Source organism: Nocardia terpenica, from assembly GCF_013186535.1.
GTDB lineage: Bacteria > Actinomycetota > Actinomycetes > Mycobacteriales > Mycobacteriaceae > Nocardia > Nocardia terpenica.
Genome location: NZ_JABMCZ010000002.1, coordinates 771,587 through 789,177, shown reverse-complemented (window position 1 = coordinate 789,177; position 17,591 = coordinate 771,587). Strand labels below are relative to the sequence as shown.

Sequence of the window (17,591 nt, the reverse complement as noted above, 5' to 3'; positions counted from 1 at the left end):
GATGAACGATGACCGGATCCGATAATGCCCCCGACCGCGCCGAGCAGGTGGTGGTCGACGTCGAGACCGGTCAGCTGGTTCGCAAGCCGCGCCGCCCGGCCCTGGCCGGTGCCGTGGACTGGCGGCTGGCCGCCCGCACCGGCGTCGCGCTGGTGCCCACCGGCCCGCGCACCTCGCGCTATTCGGCCGAGCAGGTGGTCGCCGAGCTGATCAGCGCCTCCGCCCGCGCCGAGGGCCCGGTGCGCGAGGTGAGCGGGCTCGCCGACGACCGCCCGGTGCCCGCCGCCCGGGTGGTGGATCGGCCGGGCTGGATTCACGCGGCCGCCGAGTCCATGGCCCAGCTCACCGGCGGCGAGGGCGAGGGCGGCCGGTTCACCGGCAAACCCGCGGGCGTGCAGGCCGGTGCGATGCTGGCGTTCCTGTCCACCGCGATCCTCGGCCAGTACGACCCGTTCAGCGGCCCGGACGGCACGCTGCTGCTGGTGGCGCCCAATATCGTGGCGGTGGAGCGCGCATTGGGCGTGTCGCCCAGCGACTTCCGGCTCTGGGTGTGCCTGCACGAGGTGACCCATCGGGTGCAGTTCTCCTCGGCGCCCTGGCTGGCGGACTACATGCGCACCAATGTCGAGGTGCTCGGCGAGGTCGGCGACGAGCCGCTCGACGCGATGCTGTCCCGCCTGCTCGACGAGGTCCGCGAGCGCCGCCGCGGCACGCGCGACGCCGACGATCCGGCCAACCGCGGTGTGCTCGGGCTGCTGCGCGCCACCCAGGCGCCCGCGCAGCGCGAGGCCCTGGACCGCCTGCTGATGCTCGGCACCCTGCTCGAGGGCCACGCCGACCACGTGATGGACGCGGTCGGCCCCGCCGTCATCCCCTCGGTCCGCCACATTCGCCAGGCCTTCGACCAGCGCCGCCGCCGTCCCACCAACCCACTGCAACGCCTGCTGCGCGCCCTGCTCGGCGTGGACGCCAAGGTCGCCCAGTACGTCCGCGGCAAGGCCTTCGTGGACGAGGTCGTGACCACCGTCGGCATGGACCGCTTCAACACCGTCTGGACCGACCCCGAAACCCTCCCCCGCCCCGACGAAATCGACCACCCACACCGCTGGGTGACCCGAGTCCTGGACTGACCATGCCCGTGCCCGCCCCCGGCGACACGACCCCCCGCACCCTAGCCGCCGAGACCACGTCGGCCCGGCGGCTGTCACCTGTCGGCCGGACGATTGCCGCCGCGCGAGCCACGCTCTCTGTCCCCCCGTCCCCGACCGCGGAGATCATGTTCGGCCGCCCGTTACCCATCTGCCGGACGATTGGCGTCGTCGGGCGCGGCATCATGCCCCTCGTCCGGGTGCGGATCGCCGAGGCCGCGTTGGTCCGGTGGCTGTCTCCTCGTGACAGAACGGTTGGTGTCGTCGGGCGCGGCATCATGCCCCTCGTCCGGGTGCGGATCGCCGAGGCCGCGTTGGTCCGGTGGCTGTCTCCTCGTGACAGAACGATTGGTGTCGTCGGGCGCGGCATCATGTCCCTCGCCTGGGTGCGGGCCGCGGAGGCCGTGTCGGTTCGGCGGCTGTCATCTCGTCGCCGGGTGATTGTTGCCGTCGGTCGTGCTTCGGCCCTCGGCGGGGCGGTGGTGGGACCTGTTGGGCGAGAGGGGAGTTGGCGGTGAGCGTGGGGGAGGCGAGGGGGCTGCCGGAGACTTCGGCGGTGTTGGCGGTGCGGCATGCGGTGCGGGGGTGGGTGCGTCGGTATGCGCCGAATGGGGTGGTGGCGGTGGGGTTGTCGGGTGGGGCGGATTCGTTGGCGTTGACCGCGGGGGCGGTGGCCGAGGCGGGGGTGGTGGATGCGCTGGTTGTCGATCACGGGTTGCAGGAGGGGTCGGCCGGGGTTGCGGCGGAGGCCGCGGAGCGGGCGTTGGGGCTGGGGTGTCGGTCGGCGCGAGTGCTTGCCGTTGAGGTGAGCGGGCCGGGCGGGGTGGAGGCCGCGGCGCGGCGGGCGCGGTATGCGGCGCTGGACGCGGCGCGCGACGGGTTGCCGGTGCTGCTCGGGCATACGCTCGACGATCAGGCCGAGACCGTGCTGCTCGGGCTGGGGCGCGGGTCCGGCGGGCGCTCGCTGCGGGGGATGGCCGAGTTCGCCGATCCGTGGGGGCGGCCGCTGCTCGGGGTGCGGCGGGACGTCACCCGGCGGCTGTGCGCCGACCTCGGGCTGACCCCGTACGAGGACCCGCACAACAGCGCGCCGGAATTCACCCGGGTGCGGCTGCGCACCGAGGTGCTGCCGCTGCTGGAGGAGGTGCTCGGCGGCGGCGTGGCGCCCGCGCTGGCCCGCACGGCCGAGCAGTTGCGCGCCGACGGAGCCGTCCTCGATGAGCTAGCTGAGAGATTGCTACACGAGGCGGACGATGGTTCGGGGCTCTCGATCGAGACGCTCGCCACTGCCCCGGCGGCGCTGCGGCTGCGGGCGGTGCGCGCCTGGTTGCTGGCTGGCGGCGCAAAGGCATTGACGGACAAGCACTTACGCGCGGTGGACGCGCTGGTCACGGACTGGCACGGGCAGGGCGGGGTCGCCGTCGGCGGTGGAACGCCGGGGACGAGGTTGGTTGCCACGCGCAAACATGGCAGGCTGACGCTGGGCCTTGCGCCGTGATCACACGACATCACTGAAGGGACACCAGCGGACGTGTACGGGGACGACATCGCGTCGGTGCTGATCACCGAGGAGCAGATCAAGGCGAAGGTCGACGAGCTGGCCGGCCTGATCGCCAAACGCTATCCCGCCGATGCGCCCGAGGGGGATCTGCTGCTGGTCGCCGTCCTCAAGGGCGCGATCTTCTTCATGGCCGATCTGGCGCAGGCGCTGCCGATTCCGACGCAGATGGAGTTCATGGCCGTCTCGTCGTACGGCTCGTCCACCTCGTCGTCGGGCGTGGTGCGCATCCTCAAGGACCTGGACAAGGACATCGCCGGGCGCAATGTGCTGATCGTCGAGGACATCATCGACTCCGGTCTCACGCTGTCCTGGCTCAAGCGCAACCTGTCCAGCCGCAACCCGGCCTCGCTCGAGGTGGTGACGCTGCTGCGCAAGCCCGACGCCCTGCGCACGCACGTGGAGGTCGCGCACGTCGGCTTCGACATCCCCAACGAGTTCGTGGTCGGCTACGGCCTGGACTACGCCGAGCGTTATCGGGACCTGCCTTACATCGGCACGCTGGATCCGAAGGTGTACAGCGACTGATCCCGGCCAAAAGCATGCCGGGATGACGAGGTGGAGCGCGGCGGGGTGAAGGGGCCGCGATCGAGAACATAGGTCCGGCGTGTCTGTGAACGACATGCCGAAGGTGTGACGAACCTCACTGTTTGGGGCGTGTCGCCTGCATGTCCGGTTCGGGGCGTTGTTGCTGACCCTGTGATCCGGGCATCGTGGTGATGTCATCCGCTCGGGGAATGGCGGCAGTGGGCGGCGTTACTGCTGGTCGCGTGACCGTATGACCACCGTGTGCTGGGAGTAGCCAGGTTGGCCGCGGATTCGCGGAGGTGGTTGCGCGCCCGTTTTGTCTAGGCCATATGCTATCATTAACAAACCTGATGGCTGTTTCCGCGCCTCTATTCAAACTTAGAGGTCTGATACGGCTGGATTTCCAAGACCGATTCTGATAGCAAGGGGCTATGGACCCGCATTTGCGCGACTTGCGGTACTTTGTCGCCGTCGCTGAGGAACTGCATTTCACCAACGCCGCTCAGCGGCTGCACATCGCTCAACCCACCCTCTCGCGGCAGATCCGCCAGCTCGAGCGGCAGCTCGACGTGGTGCTGTTCGACCGGAACCAGCGCAGCGTGGCGCTGACCGTCGCCGGTAAGGAACTGCTCGAGGGCGCCCGCAAGATCCTGGAGCTGTGGGAGGTCACCAATGTGGCCCTGCAGGAGGCGGGCGAGGTGCTGCGGGTCGGCATCCAGAGCTCGATCGGCCGCGGCCTGATCGCGGATCTGGAGAGCGCGAGCGGCCATCGGCTGGCGCTGCACTCGGCGTCGTGGACAGACCCGTCCAGCGGCCTGGCCGGGCGCCAGGCCGATCTGGCGCTGATGTGGCTGCCGGTGCCCGACGCGGGCCGCTACCGCTGGCAGGTGCTGCGCACCGAGGCGCGCTGGGCCCTGCTACCGGAGAACCACCGGCTGGCCGATCGCGAGAGCATCGACTTCGCCGACCTGAGCGACGAGCCGTTCATCGCCATGCCGACGGAAGCCGGTGCGGCGCGCGACTTCTGGCTCGGCAACGACGCCCGGTCCGGTCGCCAGGCCAGGATCGGCGGCGAGGCCGCGACGGCCGAGGAGCGCCTGGAGGCGGTCAGCCTCGGCCTCGGCGTCTGCCTGCTGGCCGAGAGCAATGTGCCGATGTACCGCTGGCCCGGCCTGACCGCCCGCCCGATCACCGCCCTGCCCCCGTGCGAGCTGGCCGTGGCCTGGCGCGCCGACGACGACCGCCCCACCATCCTCGATTTCGCCAACCGCGTCCTCGCGGGCGGCTTCGCCGGAGTCCCCGCCGAGTCCCACGTCTGACCGCATCGCCGGTGCCGGTTCGCCCCGGAAGCCTTGGGATTTCGAGTCGAGGACCGTGGCGGATCGATCGGCGGCGCGGCCTGCGGAGGGCCGGGTCGATTCGGTGTCAGGGCGCGACGCGCCGCCAGGGGTGGGCGGATTCGAGTTGGGTGGCCAGTCGTAGGAGCGTGGATTCGCTGCCGGGCGGCCCGGCCAGTTGGGCGGCGACCGGGGTGCCGGTGCGCGGGTGCAGGCCCATGGGGACGGTCACGGCGGGCCAGCCGACCAGGTTCCACAGCGGGGTGAACGGTGAATAGCGGGCGCTGGCAAGCACATTGGCGAGCCAGCCGCGCTCGTGCCAGGCGCGCGCCGCGGGCGGCGGGCAGGCCAGGGTGGGGGTGATCACCACGTCGTGCAGTTCGAAGTAGTCCAGCAGCCGCGCCTCGATGCGGTCGACCTGCCGGGCGCGAATCAGCCCGGCGCGCACCACCGCCCGTCCCAGCGCGATGTGCCGCCGGGTGCGTCGCAGGAGCCGCTCGGGGTGTGCGACGGTGACGGCGTCGCGGGCCGCGTTGGCCACCCAGCGCAGCGCCAGCGCCGTGGTCGCGCCGGTGTAGGGCAGGGCCGCGGGGGCCACCGTGTGCCCCGCCGCCGCGGCGAGCTGCCCGGCGGTGCGCGCCGCGGCCGTCCACTGCCGATCGATCCGGATCAGCGGGGACGGGGAGCCCACCGCCAGCCCGATGCGCAGCGGCGCGGGGGGCTCCAGGTCGGCCAGCGCGGGCCGGTCCGCGAGCACCGACAGCACCAGCGCGGCATCGGCGACAGTCGTTGCCAGCACGCCGTTCTCGGTCATGCCGCCCCAGGAGTCGGGGCCCACCTCGGCGGGCACCACGCCGCGGCCGGGCTTGATGCCGACGACGCCGCAGCAGGCGGCCGGGATGCGCACCGAGCCGAGCCCGTCGTTGCCGTGCGCCACCGGAACCAGCCCGGCGCCCACCGCCGCACCCGACCCGCCCGAGGACCCACCCGCGCTGTAGCGAATGTTCCACGGCGAGCGGGTGATGCGTTCGGGAGTGTCGGTCACCCCGAACAGCCCGAATTCGGGCATCTCGGTGAGCCCGACGACGACCGCGCCGGCCGCGCGCAGCCGCCGCACCACCGGATGGTCGGCGGTCGCGGGGACGTCGTCGCCCGCGGCCGAACCGCCGCGGGTGATCTCGCCGGTGACATCGACATTGTTCTTCACCGCGATGGGAACCCCGGCCAGCGGCAGCGCCTCCAGGTCGGAGCGTTCGGCCAGCGCCCGGCTCTCCGCGAGGGCCGACTCGGCGCGAACCACCGCGAACGCGTTCACCTTCGGATCGCCGACGCGGATGCGCTCGAGGGCGGCCTCGACGACCTGCTCGGGCCGCACGGTGCCGTCGCGCACCGCCGCGGCGATCGCCGTGGCCGTGCTCGGTTGCACGCTCACCGTCTCGTTCGCGCTCACCGGTACCTCCTGCGTGGCGCCGCCGGGTGTCGCGTCCGCTAGTGCGGTGCCCTCGTTGTTCATGCTCTACCCCCGTCGCGTCGTGGTCGAAATGGGGCGTTTGGGTATCGACGCGCAAATTATCATTTCCCGCGACGCACAGGGGGATGATGGTGTCGGGTGTGGCGAATTCTATTCGTCAGATCACCGACCGACCAGTGCGAATTTGTGGGCCGCGGGCGGTCCGACGGTCCGGAGGCGACAGGTGCGCAGACGTGAGTGACCAGCCCGAACCCGCCCTCGGTTCCGGGCGGCCAACGGCCGGAACCGAATTCGATGCGCTGTCCGCCTTCGCCGCGGCCTGGGAATCCGGCGACCGGCCGCCGGAACTCGCCGACTATCTACCCGACGCCCGGACGCTGCGGCTGGGGGCGCTGGTGGAATTGATCCGGATCGATATGTGGTACCGGTGGCTGCGGGGTAGCTGTCGGGTTGCGGCTGAGGTCCCGGCCAAAAGCATGCCGGGACCTGGAGATGCTGGTGCGCCGGGGCCTGGAGGTGGTGGTGTGCCGGGGCCTGGAGATGCTGGTGTGCCGGGGCCTGGAGGTGGTGGTGTGCCGGGATCTGGCGGTGGTGGTGCGCCGGGACCTGGGGGTGCTGGTGTGTCGGGACTTGGGGGTGGTGTGTCGGGACCTGGCGGTGGTGGCGTGCCGGGATCTGGCGGTGGTGGTGCGCCGGGACCTGGGGGTGGTGCGCCGGGATCTGAAGGTGGTGGTGCGCCGGGATCTGGCGGTGGCGGTGTGTCGGGACCTGGGGGTGCTGGTGTGTCGGGACTTGGGGGTGGTGGTGTGCCGGGGCCTGGGGGTGGTGGTGTGCCGGGGCCTGGGGGTGGTGGTGTGCCGGGGTCTGGCGGTGGTGGTGTGCCGGGGCCTTTGGGTGGTGGGCTGGGAACTGGGGGTGGTGGGGGGCCCGAGCGGAAGAGATTGCGCGAATACTGTTCGGAATTTCCGGAATTGGGGGCGGGGATGGTGCCTGCGAGTCTGGTGTACGAGGAGTTTGTGATTCGGCGGCACAGCGGGGAGCAGGTCGATCCTCGGGAGTGTCTGCGTGAGTATCCCGAACAGGCAGCGCAGTTGCGGGAATTGCTCAATGCCGACGAGGAGGAGTGCAGTACCCGGCGGTCGGCGCCGCCCGGGAGCGCGGCCACCTGGGCCAGCGCGACGACTCGCGCCGCGGCCGACCGCTTTCGGCCGACCGCGCAGCGCGAGAACGGGGGTGGTCTCGTGGCCGGTGAGCTGTCGGGGATCGAGATCGGCGGCAGCATAGCCGATTTCGATCTGCTGACCGATCTGGGCAGCGGGGCGTTCGCGCGGGTGTTCCTGGCCCGGCAGCGGACGCTGCAGCGGCTGGTGGCGGTGAAGGTGTCCGCCGATCACGGGGCCGAGCCGCAGACGCTGGCGCAGCTCGACCACGACTACATCGTGCGGGTGTTCGACCAGCGCGTGCTGGCCGGGCCGGGCGGACGCCCACTTCGCCTGCTGTACATGCAGTTTCTGCCCGGTGGCACGCTGCTGGGGGTGCTGCGCTGGGTGCGGGCGACCCCACCCCCGCAGCGCGACGGGCGCCTGCTGCTGGACGCGGTAGACGCGGCGATGGAGGAGAAGGGCGAGATCCGGCCGACCGATTCCAGCGTGCGCGCGGGGCTGGCGGAGCTGTCGTGGCCGGAAACCGTGGCGTGGCTGGGCCGCCGGTTGGCCGAGGCGCTGGCCTACGCCGACGCGCAGGGCGTGCTGCACCGCGACATCAAACCGGCCAATGTGCTGCTCACCGCGGAGGCGGTACCGAAACTGGCCGATTTCAATATCAGTTTCAGCCGCGCCCTGGCCGGGACCGGCCCGGTGGCGTACTTCGGCGGATCGCTGTCGTACATGTCGCCGGAGCAGCTCGAGGCGTGCCACCCCGGCTACGAGCGGACCGCCGCCGATCTCGACACCCGCGCCGACATCTACTCCCTCGGCGTGGTGCTGTGGGAATTGCTCACCGGCAGTAGACCTTTCGATGATGCGACCGCCGCAGAGCACGGCGACGCGACCACGCTGGCGGCCATGCTGCGCCGCCGCCTGGCGGGCGTGGACCGGGCCGCGCTCGCCGAGCTGCCGCCCGACTGCCCGGCCGCGCTGCGCCGGGTGCTGCTGAGCTGCCTTGCGCCGCAGCGGGATCGGCGCTGGGCCGACGGGGCGGAGCTGGCCCGGCAGCTGGAGCTGTGCGGGGACGAGCGGGCCCGCGAACTGGTCGATCCGCGGCCGGACAGCTGGCGGCTGCGCTTGCGGCCGTGGCTGGTTCCGGTGGTGCTGCTGGCCGTCGGCGTGCCGAACGCGGTGGCGTCGCTGTTCAATATCGGCCACAACCGGTCGCTGATCGTCGATCGGCTCAGCGTGCCCGCGCAGCACTCGTTCCTGATCATCACGGGCGTGGTGAACGGGGTGTTCTTCCCGGTGGGCATCGCGGTGCTGGTGTATCTGTCGCGCTGCCTGATCACGGTGCCGTACGGGCTGCGGCGCGGGCGCGACTACGACCCGCGGGTGCTGGCCCGGGCCCGCTCGGACGCGCTGCGGCTCGGCGATCGCGCGGTGCTGGTGGCGTTTTCGCTGTGGGGGCTGGCGGCCGTGGTGTTCCCGGTCGCCCTGCAGGTGACGACCGGCGAGGTCACCGCGGCGGTGGTGGTGCACTTCCTGGCCTCGCTGCTGGTGTGCGGGGCGATGGCGGTGGCGTACCCGTTCTTCCTGGTGACGTTCTATATGGTGCGTTGCGTATACCCGATGTTCCTGCGCTACGGCGACATCGACCCCGGGGATGCGGTGCTGCTGCGCCGCCTGGACCGCCGCAGCACCGCCCTGCTCGCGGTCGCGGCATCGGTGCCGCTGCTGGCGGTGGCGGTGACGACCCTCCTTCCGCCGGACGATATTCCGCATGTGATCGTCGCGGTGCGAGTGCTGTGCGTCGGCGCGACCGTCGCCTTCGTGGTGGCCTACATCCTGTTCCGGGCGCTGGAGGCGGACCTGCACGCGCTGTCGCGGGTGATTCCGCGGGGGATCCGGTGACCGCGCCCTTCGCCCTGGTGAACCTGTCGCACGTGCACGATCCGGCGACCACCCCGCTGTATCCGGGCGATCCACCCTTCCGCACCGAGACGGTGGCGACCATCGCCGCGGACGGCCACTTCCTGCGCTACATCCACCAGGCCGAGCACACCGGAACCCATTGGGGCGCACCGATTCACTTCGATCCGGCCGGATTGGCCGCCGATCGACTCGACCCCGAGGACCTGCTGCTGCCCGCGGTGAAGCTCGACGTGCGCGAGAAGTGCCGCGACAACCGCGATTACGCCGTCACCGTCGGCGATATCGAGAACTGGGAGCGAGACCACGGTCCGATCCGGGCGGGTACCGCGATCGTCGCCTGGACCGGCTGGGACGCGAAATGGGGCACCCCGGACTTTCTCGGCATCGGCGAATCCGCCGGTCGCCAACCGGGATTCGCGCCGGAGGCGGTGCGCTGGCTGCTGGCCACCGGCCGCCTCGGCACCCGCGGCGCCCTCGGCATCGACACCTTCGGGCCCGATGTCGGCGGCGACGACACCTACGCGGTGTCCCGATTGCTGTACGGCGAGCACCGGATCAGCCTGGAGTGCCTGGCCAATCTGGCGGATCTGCCGGTGACCGGGGCATCCGTGCTGGTCGGCGGCCCGCTGTATCGGGGCGGTTCGGGCGGACCGGCCACGGTTTTCGGACTCGTCCCGCGATAGCGCCCCGGTATCGCCGCGGGACGCCGGTAGGGTCACTGCATGGGCCCCGATGCTGCCGAGTCGACACCGGAGGAGCTGGCCGCGCGGGTACTGGACCGGATCGGCACCCGCACCGAGCGTTTCGTGCTGGGCATCGCCGGACCGCCGGGCGCGGGGAAATCCACCCTCGCGACGGCCGTGCGCGACGCGCTGAACGCCGCCGCCGGGGCGGGCACCGCCGAGGTCGCGCCGATGGACGGCTTCCACCTCGGCACCGCCGAACTGCGGGCGGCCGATGCCCTGGCGCGCAAGGGCGAACCCGACACCTTCGACGTCCCCGGCTACCTGGGCGCGCTGCGCCGACTGCGGGAAACCCCGGTGGGGCAGCGGGTTTCGTGGCCGACCTACGATCGCCGCCGCCACGAGCCGGTGCCCGCCGGGGTGTGGTTCGACCGGCAGCGCATCGTGATCAGCGAGGGAAACTATCTGCTGCTGGACGATTTCGGCACCGCGCGCTGGTCGGCGGTGCGGGAATGCCTCGACGAGACCTGGTATCTCGACGCCCCGATCGAGGTCCTACAGCGCCGCCTGCTGCGCCGCCACCTTCGCGGCGGCAAGAGCCGGGAGGTCGCCAGAACCAAGGTGGCGCAGAGCGATCTGATGAATGCCGAACTGGTCGCGAAGACCCGGGAGCGCGCGGATCTGGTGCTGTGCGCGGCGGGCCGCCGCTATCGAATTCTGTCCGATCACTGAGCCTCGGCGGGCAGCTCCCGCATCCACGCGCGGGTGCCCAGGAATCCGCAGGAGAGCGTGGCGACGGTGGCCGCGCTGCGCAGCGCCTCCGGAAACGACTGTCCCGCAATATGATAGTGACAGAACGCGCCGTGCAGAATATCGCCCGCCCCGAGCGTGTCGATCACCCGCGACGGCGGGATCTCCAGCTCGCCCCGCTCGCCCGGCATCGAATACCGAATCGGCTTGCCGCCCCGGGTGATCGCCGCATGGCGGACGCCCTGCCCGTGCAGGAAGTCGAAAATCGCGTCCGGGTCGCCCGGCACGCCCGGCGGCACGAACGCGGCCGAGCAGATGGCGATGTCCACCAGCGGCAGCAGTTCCGTGTGCACGGGCCGCCAGCGGCCGCCGTCCAGCACCACCGACACGCCGGATTTCCGTGCGGCGGTGGCGAATCCGACCGCCAGATCCGGAAAGTGACCGTCGATCAGCAGGACCTCGGCATCGTTGAGCGGGCCCAGCATCGCCGAGTGGAACGGCGCCGAGATCTCGGCCCCGTCCAGCGATACGACGGTCCGGGTGCCGGTCGCCGTCGCCACCACGATCGAGGAGATGGGCGGGCGGTGCACGGCGCCGGGCGTCGCATCCACCGCGGCCACGCTGTGCTCGGCCAGATCGCGATTGACCAGCAGCGCCAACTGGTGATCCCCCAGCGGTGTGATCAGCGCCGGGGTCCGCCCCGATAGACACGCGCAGGCGACGGCCGCGGTGGCGGCCGGGCCACCGGCGCCGAGGTATTGATCGTTGGCCTGTGTCTTGCTGTCCTCGGCCGGATATCGCTCCACCGCATAGGCGATATCGAGCGTCGCGAGCCCGACGAACACCGCTGTTGCCATGACATCCGACGATAGCGCGGCAAGCTCGAGACAGGCGTCGCTACTGGTCGGTGTCGGTGCGCACGCGTTGCTCGTACGCCTTGCGCGCGGACTGGTCGACGTCGTCGAGGAAGGCGCGCTGGGAGCCGAGCGCCCGCGCCAGGCCGTCGCCCACCGCCTCCGGCAGCGCCCCCACCACGCGGGCCAGCAGTCCGGCCGCGAAGGTGACCCGCACCTTGGCGCGCCTGGTCACCAGCAGTGCGACGATGGCGTCGGCGATCTGTTCCGGTTCGGCCGGGGCCAGCACCCGGCTCACCAGCGGCGGGGCCGAAACGCCCGATCCCAGTTCGGTATTCGTCAGCGTCGGCAGCACCGAGGACAGCGCCACCCCGCTGCCGCGGTACTCCTCGCGCAGCGTGTCGGTGAAGCCGAGCACCGCGTGTTTGCTGGCGTTGTAGGTGGCCAGGCCGGGAACGTGGGACTCACCGGCCAGCGAGGCGATGTTCACGATGTGCCCGCTGCGCCGCGGCAGCATGCGCGCCAGCGCCAGCTTCGAGCCGAGAATCACGCCGTAGACATTGATGTCGAGAATGCGGCGGGTGAGCGCGTCCGGCTCGTCCACCACCCGCCCGGTCGGCATGATGCCCGCATTGTTGATCAGCACGTCGATCGGGCCCAGCAGCCGCTCCACCTCGTCGAGGAAGTCCGCGAACGACTGCTGATCGGTGACGTCGAGGCGGCCGTAGTGTTCGAAATCCCCTGCGGCGCCGGAGGTTTTCACCGTGGCCTCGTCGATGTCGCCGATGGCGACGCGCGCGCCGAGCCGGTGCAGGGCGGTCGCGGTGGCCAGGCCGATGCCGCGCGCCCCGCCGGTGATCACCACGACCTTGCCGCGAATGCTGCCGAAATCGGTCATTTGCCCTTCCCTCCCACGGTGTCGAACACGTCCCGGACGCCGATGCGGCGCAGCCCGCGCGCCCCGGCGGCCCGCATGGCCGCCATGGCGAGCGCGAGTTTGGTGGTGTTGTACGGGAACCAGAACAGTTCCTTGCGCTGCGTCGGCAGGATCGGCGTGGTGATCGCCTGCTGGCGGCAGTATTTGCGCACGCCCGCGGCGCCACCCCAGCGCGCGCCGATGCCGGACTGCTGCCAGCCGCCCATCGGCAGCGCGAAGCTGAACAGGTTGGCGAACACGTCGTTGATGTTCACCGCGCCCGCATTCAGTTGCCGCGCAATGCGTTCCCCGCGCGCCCGGTCGCCGGTCCATACCGAGGCGGACAGGCCGTAGATCGAATCATTGGCCAGCGCAACGGCTTCGGTCTCGTCGGCCACCTTCATCACGGGCAGCGTGGGCCCGAAGGTCTCCTCGGTCATGCAGCTCATGCCGTGATCGACGTCGACCAGCACGGTCGGCTCGTAGAAGGTGCCGACCTCGGTGGACCTGCCGCCGGTCAGCGCCCGCGCGCCCTTCGCGAGCGCGTCCTCGACATGGTCGCTCACGATCCGCCGCTGGGCCTCGTTGGCGAGAGCGCCCACGTCGTAACGGGATTCGCGGCCGTCGGCGCCCTGGCGCAGCTCGCGCACGTGCGCGGTGAGCTTGGCGACGAACTCGTCGTACACCGGCGCCTCCACGTACACCCGCTCCACCGAGATGCACACCTGGCCCGCGTTGAACAGCCCGCCGAACGCGATGCCGTAGGCGGCCCGGTCCAGGTCGGCGTCGGCGAGCACGATGGCCGGATCCTTGCCGCCCAGTTCCAGGCTGTAGGGCAGCAGGCGCCGCGCGCAGGCGGTGGCGATCGCGCGGCCGGTCCGGGTGGAACCGGTGAACTGCACGTAGTCGACGGAGTCCACGACCGCGGCCCCGGTCTCGGCCGCGCCGGTCAGCACCGCGAACACCGGTGGCGCGCCGATCTCGGCCCAGCCGCGGGCCAGCTCGAGCGCCGACAGCGGGGTCACCTCGGAGGGTTTCAGCAGCACCGCGGCCCCGGCGGCCAGCGCCGGGACCACGTCCAGCGCGGGCATGGCCAGCGGGAAGTTCCACGGCGTGATCACGCCGACCACCGGGTACGGCCGATACACCGTGGTCAGCCGCTTCACCCGGGCCAGCGGGCTGTGCGGGGACGGATGCTCGTCGGCCAGGAAGCCGCCCGCGCGGCGGGCGTAGTAGCCGAGCAGATCGACCGCGAAGCTGGCATCGATGAGCGCGTCCACCCGCGGCTTGCCCGTCTCGGATTGCACGATGTCGGCGATCCGGTCGGTGTTGTCGATCAGCCAGTCCTGCAGCGTCAGCAACCACCGCTTGCGCCCCTCGGCCCCGATCGCCTCCCATTCCGCTTGATACAGGCGCAGTTCCGCGACCTTGGCCGCCACCTCGTCCGCCGTCGCCGCCGGGACCTGTCCGGTGACCGCACCGGTCGCCGGATTGCGCACCTCGATGAACGTCTCCACGGGCACCTTCTTCGCGGTCGAATCGAGGCATTGTGAATCGCCTCACCGAACTATGATCGTGACACAATCCGGCCTCGACTTCTTGGCCGTCCCGGTCAACAATTCGATCGATATTTGGCTCCCGAACACAAATTCCGGAGGTTCGATGGCGACGGCGGCCGATCCCGTGGAGATCCGGCAGTGGCTGGCCGATCTCGTCGCCGAGACACTGCGGCCCGAGACGCTCGACCTGGTCGTGCACCGCCTGGACGCCGCGATCATCGCCCGCGTGCCGGAGCTGGTGGATCGGGACATGCGCCGCGATCTGGAGGCCAGTACCCGCGCCCACGCCCTGGCCGTGCTCAGCAATCTCACCCGCGACGGCCACGACTACCCGGTTCCCGAGCAGGCGCACGCGTTCGCGCGCACCATTGCCCGGCGCGGCCACGACCTGCGGCTGCTGCTGCGCGTGTATCACCTCGGCCAGGAGGCGGTGCACGAGTACATGACCGAGGTCCTCGACCACCGCCGACTGCCGCCCGAGGTGGAGCGGACGGCGCTGATGTGGCTGTTCGACCGGTCGATCCGCTGGATCAGCACCTCGGTGGAGGCGCTCACCGACACCTATATGGAGGAGCGCGAGCGCGGCCTGCGCGCGGCCCTGAACCAGCGCGCCGAGATCGTGCGGGCGCTGCTGGCGGGGGAGGAGGTGGACCCCGACTACGCCTCGGCCCGGCTGGGGTATCGGCTCGGGCAGCGGCATCTGGCGTGTGTGCTGTGGCTCGACGACAGCGCGACCGGCGCCGGTTCCGGCGACAGCGAGGCGCTCGGCCTGCTCGACCGGACGGCCGCCCGGCTGGCCGCATCGCTCGGCGGCAGCGTCCTGACCATCCCGTCCGGGGCGCGCGCCGTCTGGGCCTGGATCGGGCTGGAATCCGACGCCGAACCGGATCGGCTGTCGGTGCGAGCACCGGTGCGCATCGCGGTGGGCACGATCGACGCGCAGATCGCCGGTTTTCGCGAGAGTCATCGGGAGGCGGTCGCGGCGCGGCAGGTGGCCGAGCGGGCGGTCGGGGATCCGGGCCGGGTGGTGCGCTATCCGGAGGTCGAGGTGGCCTATCTGGCCGGAGCCGACGAGGCGGCGATGCGGGCGCTGATCGCCCGGGAACTGGGCCCGCTGGCGGGGCCGGACGGCAACTCGGCGCGGCTGCGCGAGACCCTGCACGCCTATCTGCGCTGTCACCGCAGCCCGGACGCGGCCGCGAAAAAGCTTGGGGTGCACAAGAACACGGTGCGCTACCGGATCCAGCGCAGCGAACAGCTGCTCGGTCACCCGATCGAGCAGCGCAGCCTGCGACTGGAGATCGCCCTGGACTGCGTCGCGGTCTACGGCGTCACGGCGTCGTAGACCAGCGGCGGCGGCGAGTCAGTCCGCGGCGGCCAACCGGCGCAGCGGCGGTTCGGTGGACGGCGGTACCCGGCGGTCGGGTAACTCGGCCAGCAGCGTGCTGGTCGCGGCGGCGACGGCCGCGACGGCCTTGTCGAAGGCCGGTTTGGTGGTGGACGACAGGCCCGTCAGACCACCGACCTTCCGCACGTATTGCTGTGCGGCCGCGTAGATTTCCTGCTCCGTGGCCGGGGGTTCCAGCCCTCGCAGGACGGTGATGTTCCTACACATGGCGCCGAGAGTAGCCCTCGATACCCACCCGCAACAGGCCGAGAACTCTCCGAGAATGGTGTGAGCTCGCTGTGCGCCCGCCCAGGGCTCGCGCCGGGTTCCGGACAGGGGTCCGCGCGAAGTTTTGCGGCAACGCCGAACGCACCCGGTGCATAAGCCGACACAGACCAAGATCGATGCAGCACAATCGGAGGCATGGCTGCCCGCGACGTGCCGACCCTGACCACCTTCCCCTACGAGGAGCTGGACCGGCGCGAGGACGATCACTGGTCCGGCGCGCAGATCTCCGACGACGAACTGCGGGCGCTGTCGCTGGGCGCCTTCTACTCCGCGCGCTGGGACGCCTTCCACGACGCGCTGCTGCTCGGCCCCGAACGCGAACATCCGCTCGGCGACCGCCGCGAACTGGCCATCGACACCCTGACCGGCGCGTGGGGCATCACGGACGGCACCGAGGCGATGGCCTCGATGGAACAGCTGCTCGACGGCATGCACGGCCCGCTCTACGCGCTGGTGCATCCGCTGGTGATGGCCGGTATCAACTCCGCCGAGCGCGACCGCTTCGGCGAGCGCGCCGACCGGCACCGCGCCTTCCTGCGCCAGGTGGGGTCGTTCCGCGGCATGGAGAACCCGGAGGCGCTGGTCCGCGACTACGACATCTGGTCGCAGGCGGTGAAGCTGGGCCTCACCGACCACCTGGTGCAGCCGCTGCCCGCCGACATCCAGGCGTGGGACCTGGCCCGGGTGGTCGCGGTGGCGCGAATGGCGTTCACCGCGGGCTATCTCGACGCCGACGTCGCCTGGGACTACGTCATGCGGGCGCTGCCGCCGACACAGCGCCGCTACCGCAACTGGCGGCAGTTCGGCGAGTCCTACCTGACCGGCTGGACGTACTGGCAGGCGTGCGAGGACCTGGCCGAACTCAAGTCCGGCGGCATGGATCGCCGACTGGAACTGGTGCGGCTGTGGCTGCGGCCCACCAGTCCGTGGCGCCGGATCGCCCTGCAGCCCGACGAGGCGAGCTAGTCCGGTAGCGACCGCAGGATGCCGCGCCCGTAGCGCTGGAACTGCGAATCGTCCACCATGCCCAGCGAATGCCGCTCGACCAGCAGCTCCCACTCCGAATACAGGTGCGACACACCGGGATCCGGCGCCGCCACCGCGCCGTCGGCGGCCTCGCGCTGAATGGCGAAGTTGATCGCCCCGACCACTCGGTCGGTATCGGCGTGGTCGGCGCCGGTGAAGTGCAGGACCAGATGACCGTCGGAGACGTCGACCCCGTACTCGCCGGGCGCGGCGGCCCCGGGGCCACCCTCGGTCGGCTTGGCGGACAGCAGCGCCGAGACCGGCATCTCGTGGGCGTAGCGGGTCCCGGCGCCGATCGAGACGAACAACACCCGCTGCGTGGTCACCGCCAGCAGCCCGCGCCCGCGCCCGGCGGGCGGCCGCGCGGTGACCAGGGCCGTCTCCAGGGCGAACTCGTCGGCCCGGACCATCCGGTGCAGCGCGTCGACGGCCGGGGCGGTCTCGCGGCGCGGCGCCATCCGCCGCACCGCGCGATCCACGTCGGCGCGGGTGGGCCCGGTCTTACCCCAGGCCGGTGCGGGCGGGGTGAGGTCGGGCAGGGACATATCGATGCGCTGCGTCGCGATGATCTGGGTGTTGATCCGCTCGACGATCACCGTGGCGGCCGGTACGTCGTGCTCGGCGATCAGCACCGGCAGCGGCGTACGGTCGGCGGGCACCCCGGTCAGCACCGGCGTCGGATACCGCAGATAGATCTCGATCACGACGGCGTCGTCGGCGCGGCGGTTCAGCCGCACCTTGAGCAGGTCCGAGACCGGCACGTCGAGCACGCGCTCGCCGTCCGTCCCGGGCCGCAGGACCTGTAATCGGCCACCGCCGTGACGCAGGATCGCTGTGGGTGTCCGTAGTTCGACTATGTCCATACCCCCTGCACTCATCTTGTGTCGTCGCTCACAATAGGACGTACATGCCATGATTGTGACCACTTGGGGCAGACAGCAGGCGTCCTCAGCCTGTGTCGGCTCCGGGGCGGGTCGGGAACCACCAGCGTTCTCCGGCCGTTTAC

General features: G+C 71.2%; 15 protein-coding genes and 1 pseudogene. 10 read left to right on the top strand and 6 right to left on the bottom strand.

Going from position 1 to position 17,591, the window contains the following annotated elements:
- The first annotated feature begins 8 nt into the window (after positions 1-8).
- The 4 genes from HPY32_RS15070 to HPY32_RS15055 all read left to right on the top strand — a co-directional run bounded on the left by HPY32_RS15070 (position 9) and on the right by HPY32_RS15055 (position 4,553).
- Complete coding sequence (locus HPY32_RS15070; RefSeq protein WP_082870777.1) at positions 9-1,130, top strand: Rv3626c family coenzyme F420 biosynthesis-associated protein; 1,122 nt, start codon at positions 9-11, stop codon at positions 1,128-1,130.
- A 532-nt stretch (positions 1,131-1,662) separates the two neighbouring features.
- Positions 1,663-2,646 carry a tRNA lysidine(34) synthetase TilS gene (tilS, locus tag HPY32_RS15065; protein ID WP_309247528.1) on the top strand — a complete coding sequence of 328 codons (984 nt, stop codon included), beginning with the start codon at positions 1,663-1,665 and terminating at the stop codon, positions 2,644-2,646.
- A 33-nt stretch (positions 2,647-2,679) separates the two neighbouring features.
- Positions 2,680-3,234 carry a hypoxanthine phosphoribosyltransferase gene (hpt, locus tag HPY32_RS15060; protein ID WP_067580523.1) on the top strand — a complete coding sequence of 185 codons (555 nt, stop codon included), beginning with the start codon at positions 2,680-2,682 and terminating at the stop codon, positions 3,232-3,234.
- A 431-nt stretch (positions 3,235-3,665) separates the two neighbouring features.
- Positions 3,666-4,553: a LysR family transcriptional regulator gene (locus HPY32_RS15055; RefSeq protein ID WP_067580525.1), complete on the top strand. Its 888-nt coding sequence runs from the start codon at positions 3,666-3,668 to the stop codon at positions 4,551-4,553.
- Between the two features lie 106 nt (positions 4,554-4,659).
- Here the strand turns inward: HPY32_RS15055 and HPY32_RS15050 are convergent, their stop codons facing one another.
- Complete coding sequence (locus tag HPY32_RS15050) at positions 4,660-6,021, bottom strand: amidase (protein ID WP_231951398.1); 1,362 nt, start codon at positions 6,019-6,021, stop codon at positions 4,660-4,662.
- Between the two features lie 513 nt (positions 6,022-6,534).
- Here HPY32_RS15050 and HPY32_RS15045 point away from each other — a divergent pair.
- From HPY32_RS15045 to HPY32_RS15030, 4 genes and pseudogenes are all read left to right on the top strand, one after another.
- Positions 6,535-7,062, top strand: coding sequence for a hypothetical protein (locus tag HPY32_RS15045; protein WP_171982869.1), 528 nt, complete (start codon positions 6,535-6,537; stop codon positions 7,060-7,062).
- Positions 6,978-9,101 (top strand): annotated as a pseudogene (locus HPY32_RS15040) (serine/threonine-protein kinase); the annotation flags it as partial. The gene HPY32_RS15045 and the pseudogene HPY32_RS15040, both read left to right, overlap by 85 nt.
- A complete protein-coding gene (locus tag HPY32_RS15035) occupies positions 9,098-9,805 on the top strand; it encodes a cyclase family protein (RefSeq protein ID WP_082870780.1) in 708 nt (235 codons plus the stop codon). The pseudogene HPY32_RS15040 and the gene HPY32_RS15035, both read left to right, overlap by 4 nt.
- Before the next feature lie 39 nt (positions 9,806-9,844).
- Positions 9,845-10,537, top strand: a complete 693-nt coding sequence (locus tag HPY32_RS15030; RefSeq protein WP_067580531.1) for a nucleoside/nucleotide kinase family protein — start codon at positions 9,845-9,847, stop codon at positions 10,535-10,537.
- Here HPY32_RS15030 and HPY32_RS15025 read toward each other — a convergent pair.
- Genes HPY32_RS15025 through HPY32_RS15015 form a run of 3 tightly spaced genes read right to left on the bottom strand, consistent with a single transcriptional unit; the run spans position 10,531 to position 13,842 of the window.
- A complete protein-coding gene (locus HPY32_RS15025; RefSeq protein WP_067580534.1) occupies positions 10,531-11,412 on the bottom strand; it encodes a PfkB family carbohydrate kinase in 882 nt (293 codons plus the stop codon). The genes HPY32_RS15030 and HPY32_RS15025 overlap by 7 nt on opposite strands.
- 40 nt (positions 11,413-11,452) lie before the next feature.
- Positions 11,453-12,307, bottom strand: a complete 855-nt coding sequence (locus tag HPY32_RS15020) for an SDR family oxidoreductase (RefSeq protein WP_067580538.1) — start codon at positions 12,305-12,307, stop codon at positions 11,453-11,455.
- Positions 12,304-13,842, bottom strand: a complete 1,539-nt coding sequence (locus HPY32_RS15015) for an aldehyde dehydrogenase family protein (RefSeq protein WP_231951399.1) — start codon at positions 13,840-13,842, stop codon at positions 12,304-12,306. Before HPY32_RS15015 ends, HPY32_RS15020 begins: the two co-directional genes overlap by 4 nt.
- 145 nt (positions 13,843-13,987) lie before the next feature.
- Here HPY32_RS15015 and HPY32_RS15010 point away from each other — a divergent pair, with 145 nt between their 5' ends.
- Positions 13,988-15,229 (top strand): PucR family transcriptional regulator, encoded by a 1,242-nt coding sequence (locus tag HPY32_RS15010; protein WP_067585063.1) that lies wholly within the window; start codon positions 13,988-13,990, stop codon positions 15,227-15,229.
- Positions 15,230-15,247: 18 nt separating this feature from the next.
- On the opposite strand, the gene HPY32_RS15005 is transcribed toward HPY32_RS15010, so the two are convergent.
- Entirely contained in the window at positions 15,248-15,499 is a 252-nt protein-coding gene (locus tag HPY32_RS15005; RefSeq protein ID WP_067580543.1) for a DUF2277 domain-containing protein, read from the bottom strand.
- 195 nt (positions 15,500-15,694) lie between these two features.
- Between HPY32_RS15005 and HPY32_RS15000 the strand changes: the two genes are divergently transcribed.
- Positions 15,695-16,525 (top strand): DUF1266 domain-containing protein, encoded by an 831-nt coding sequence (locus HPY32_RS15000; RefSeq protein WP_067580544.1) that lies wholly within the window; start codon positions 15,695-15,697, stop codon positions 16,523-16,525.
- Here HPY32_RS15000 and HPY32_RS14995 read toward each other — a convergent pair.
- A complete protein-coding gene (locus HPY32_RS14995) occupies positions 16,522-17,463 on the bottom strand; it encodes a hypothetical protein (RefSeq protein WP_231951400.1) in 942 nt (313 codons plus the stop codon). The genes HPY32_RS15000 and HPY32_RS14995 overlap by 4 nt on opposite strands.
- Between the last annotated feature and the right edge of the window lie 128 nt (positions 17,464-17,591).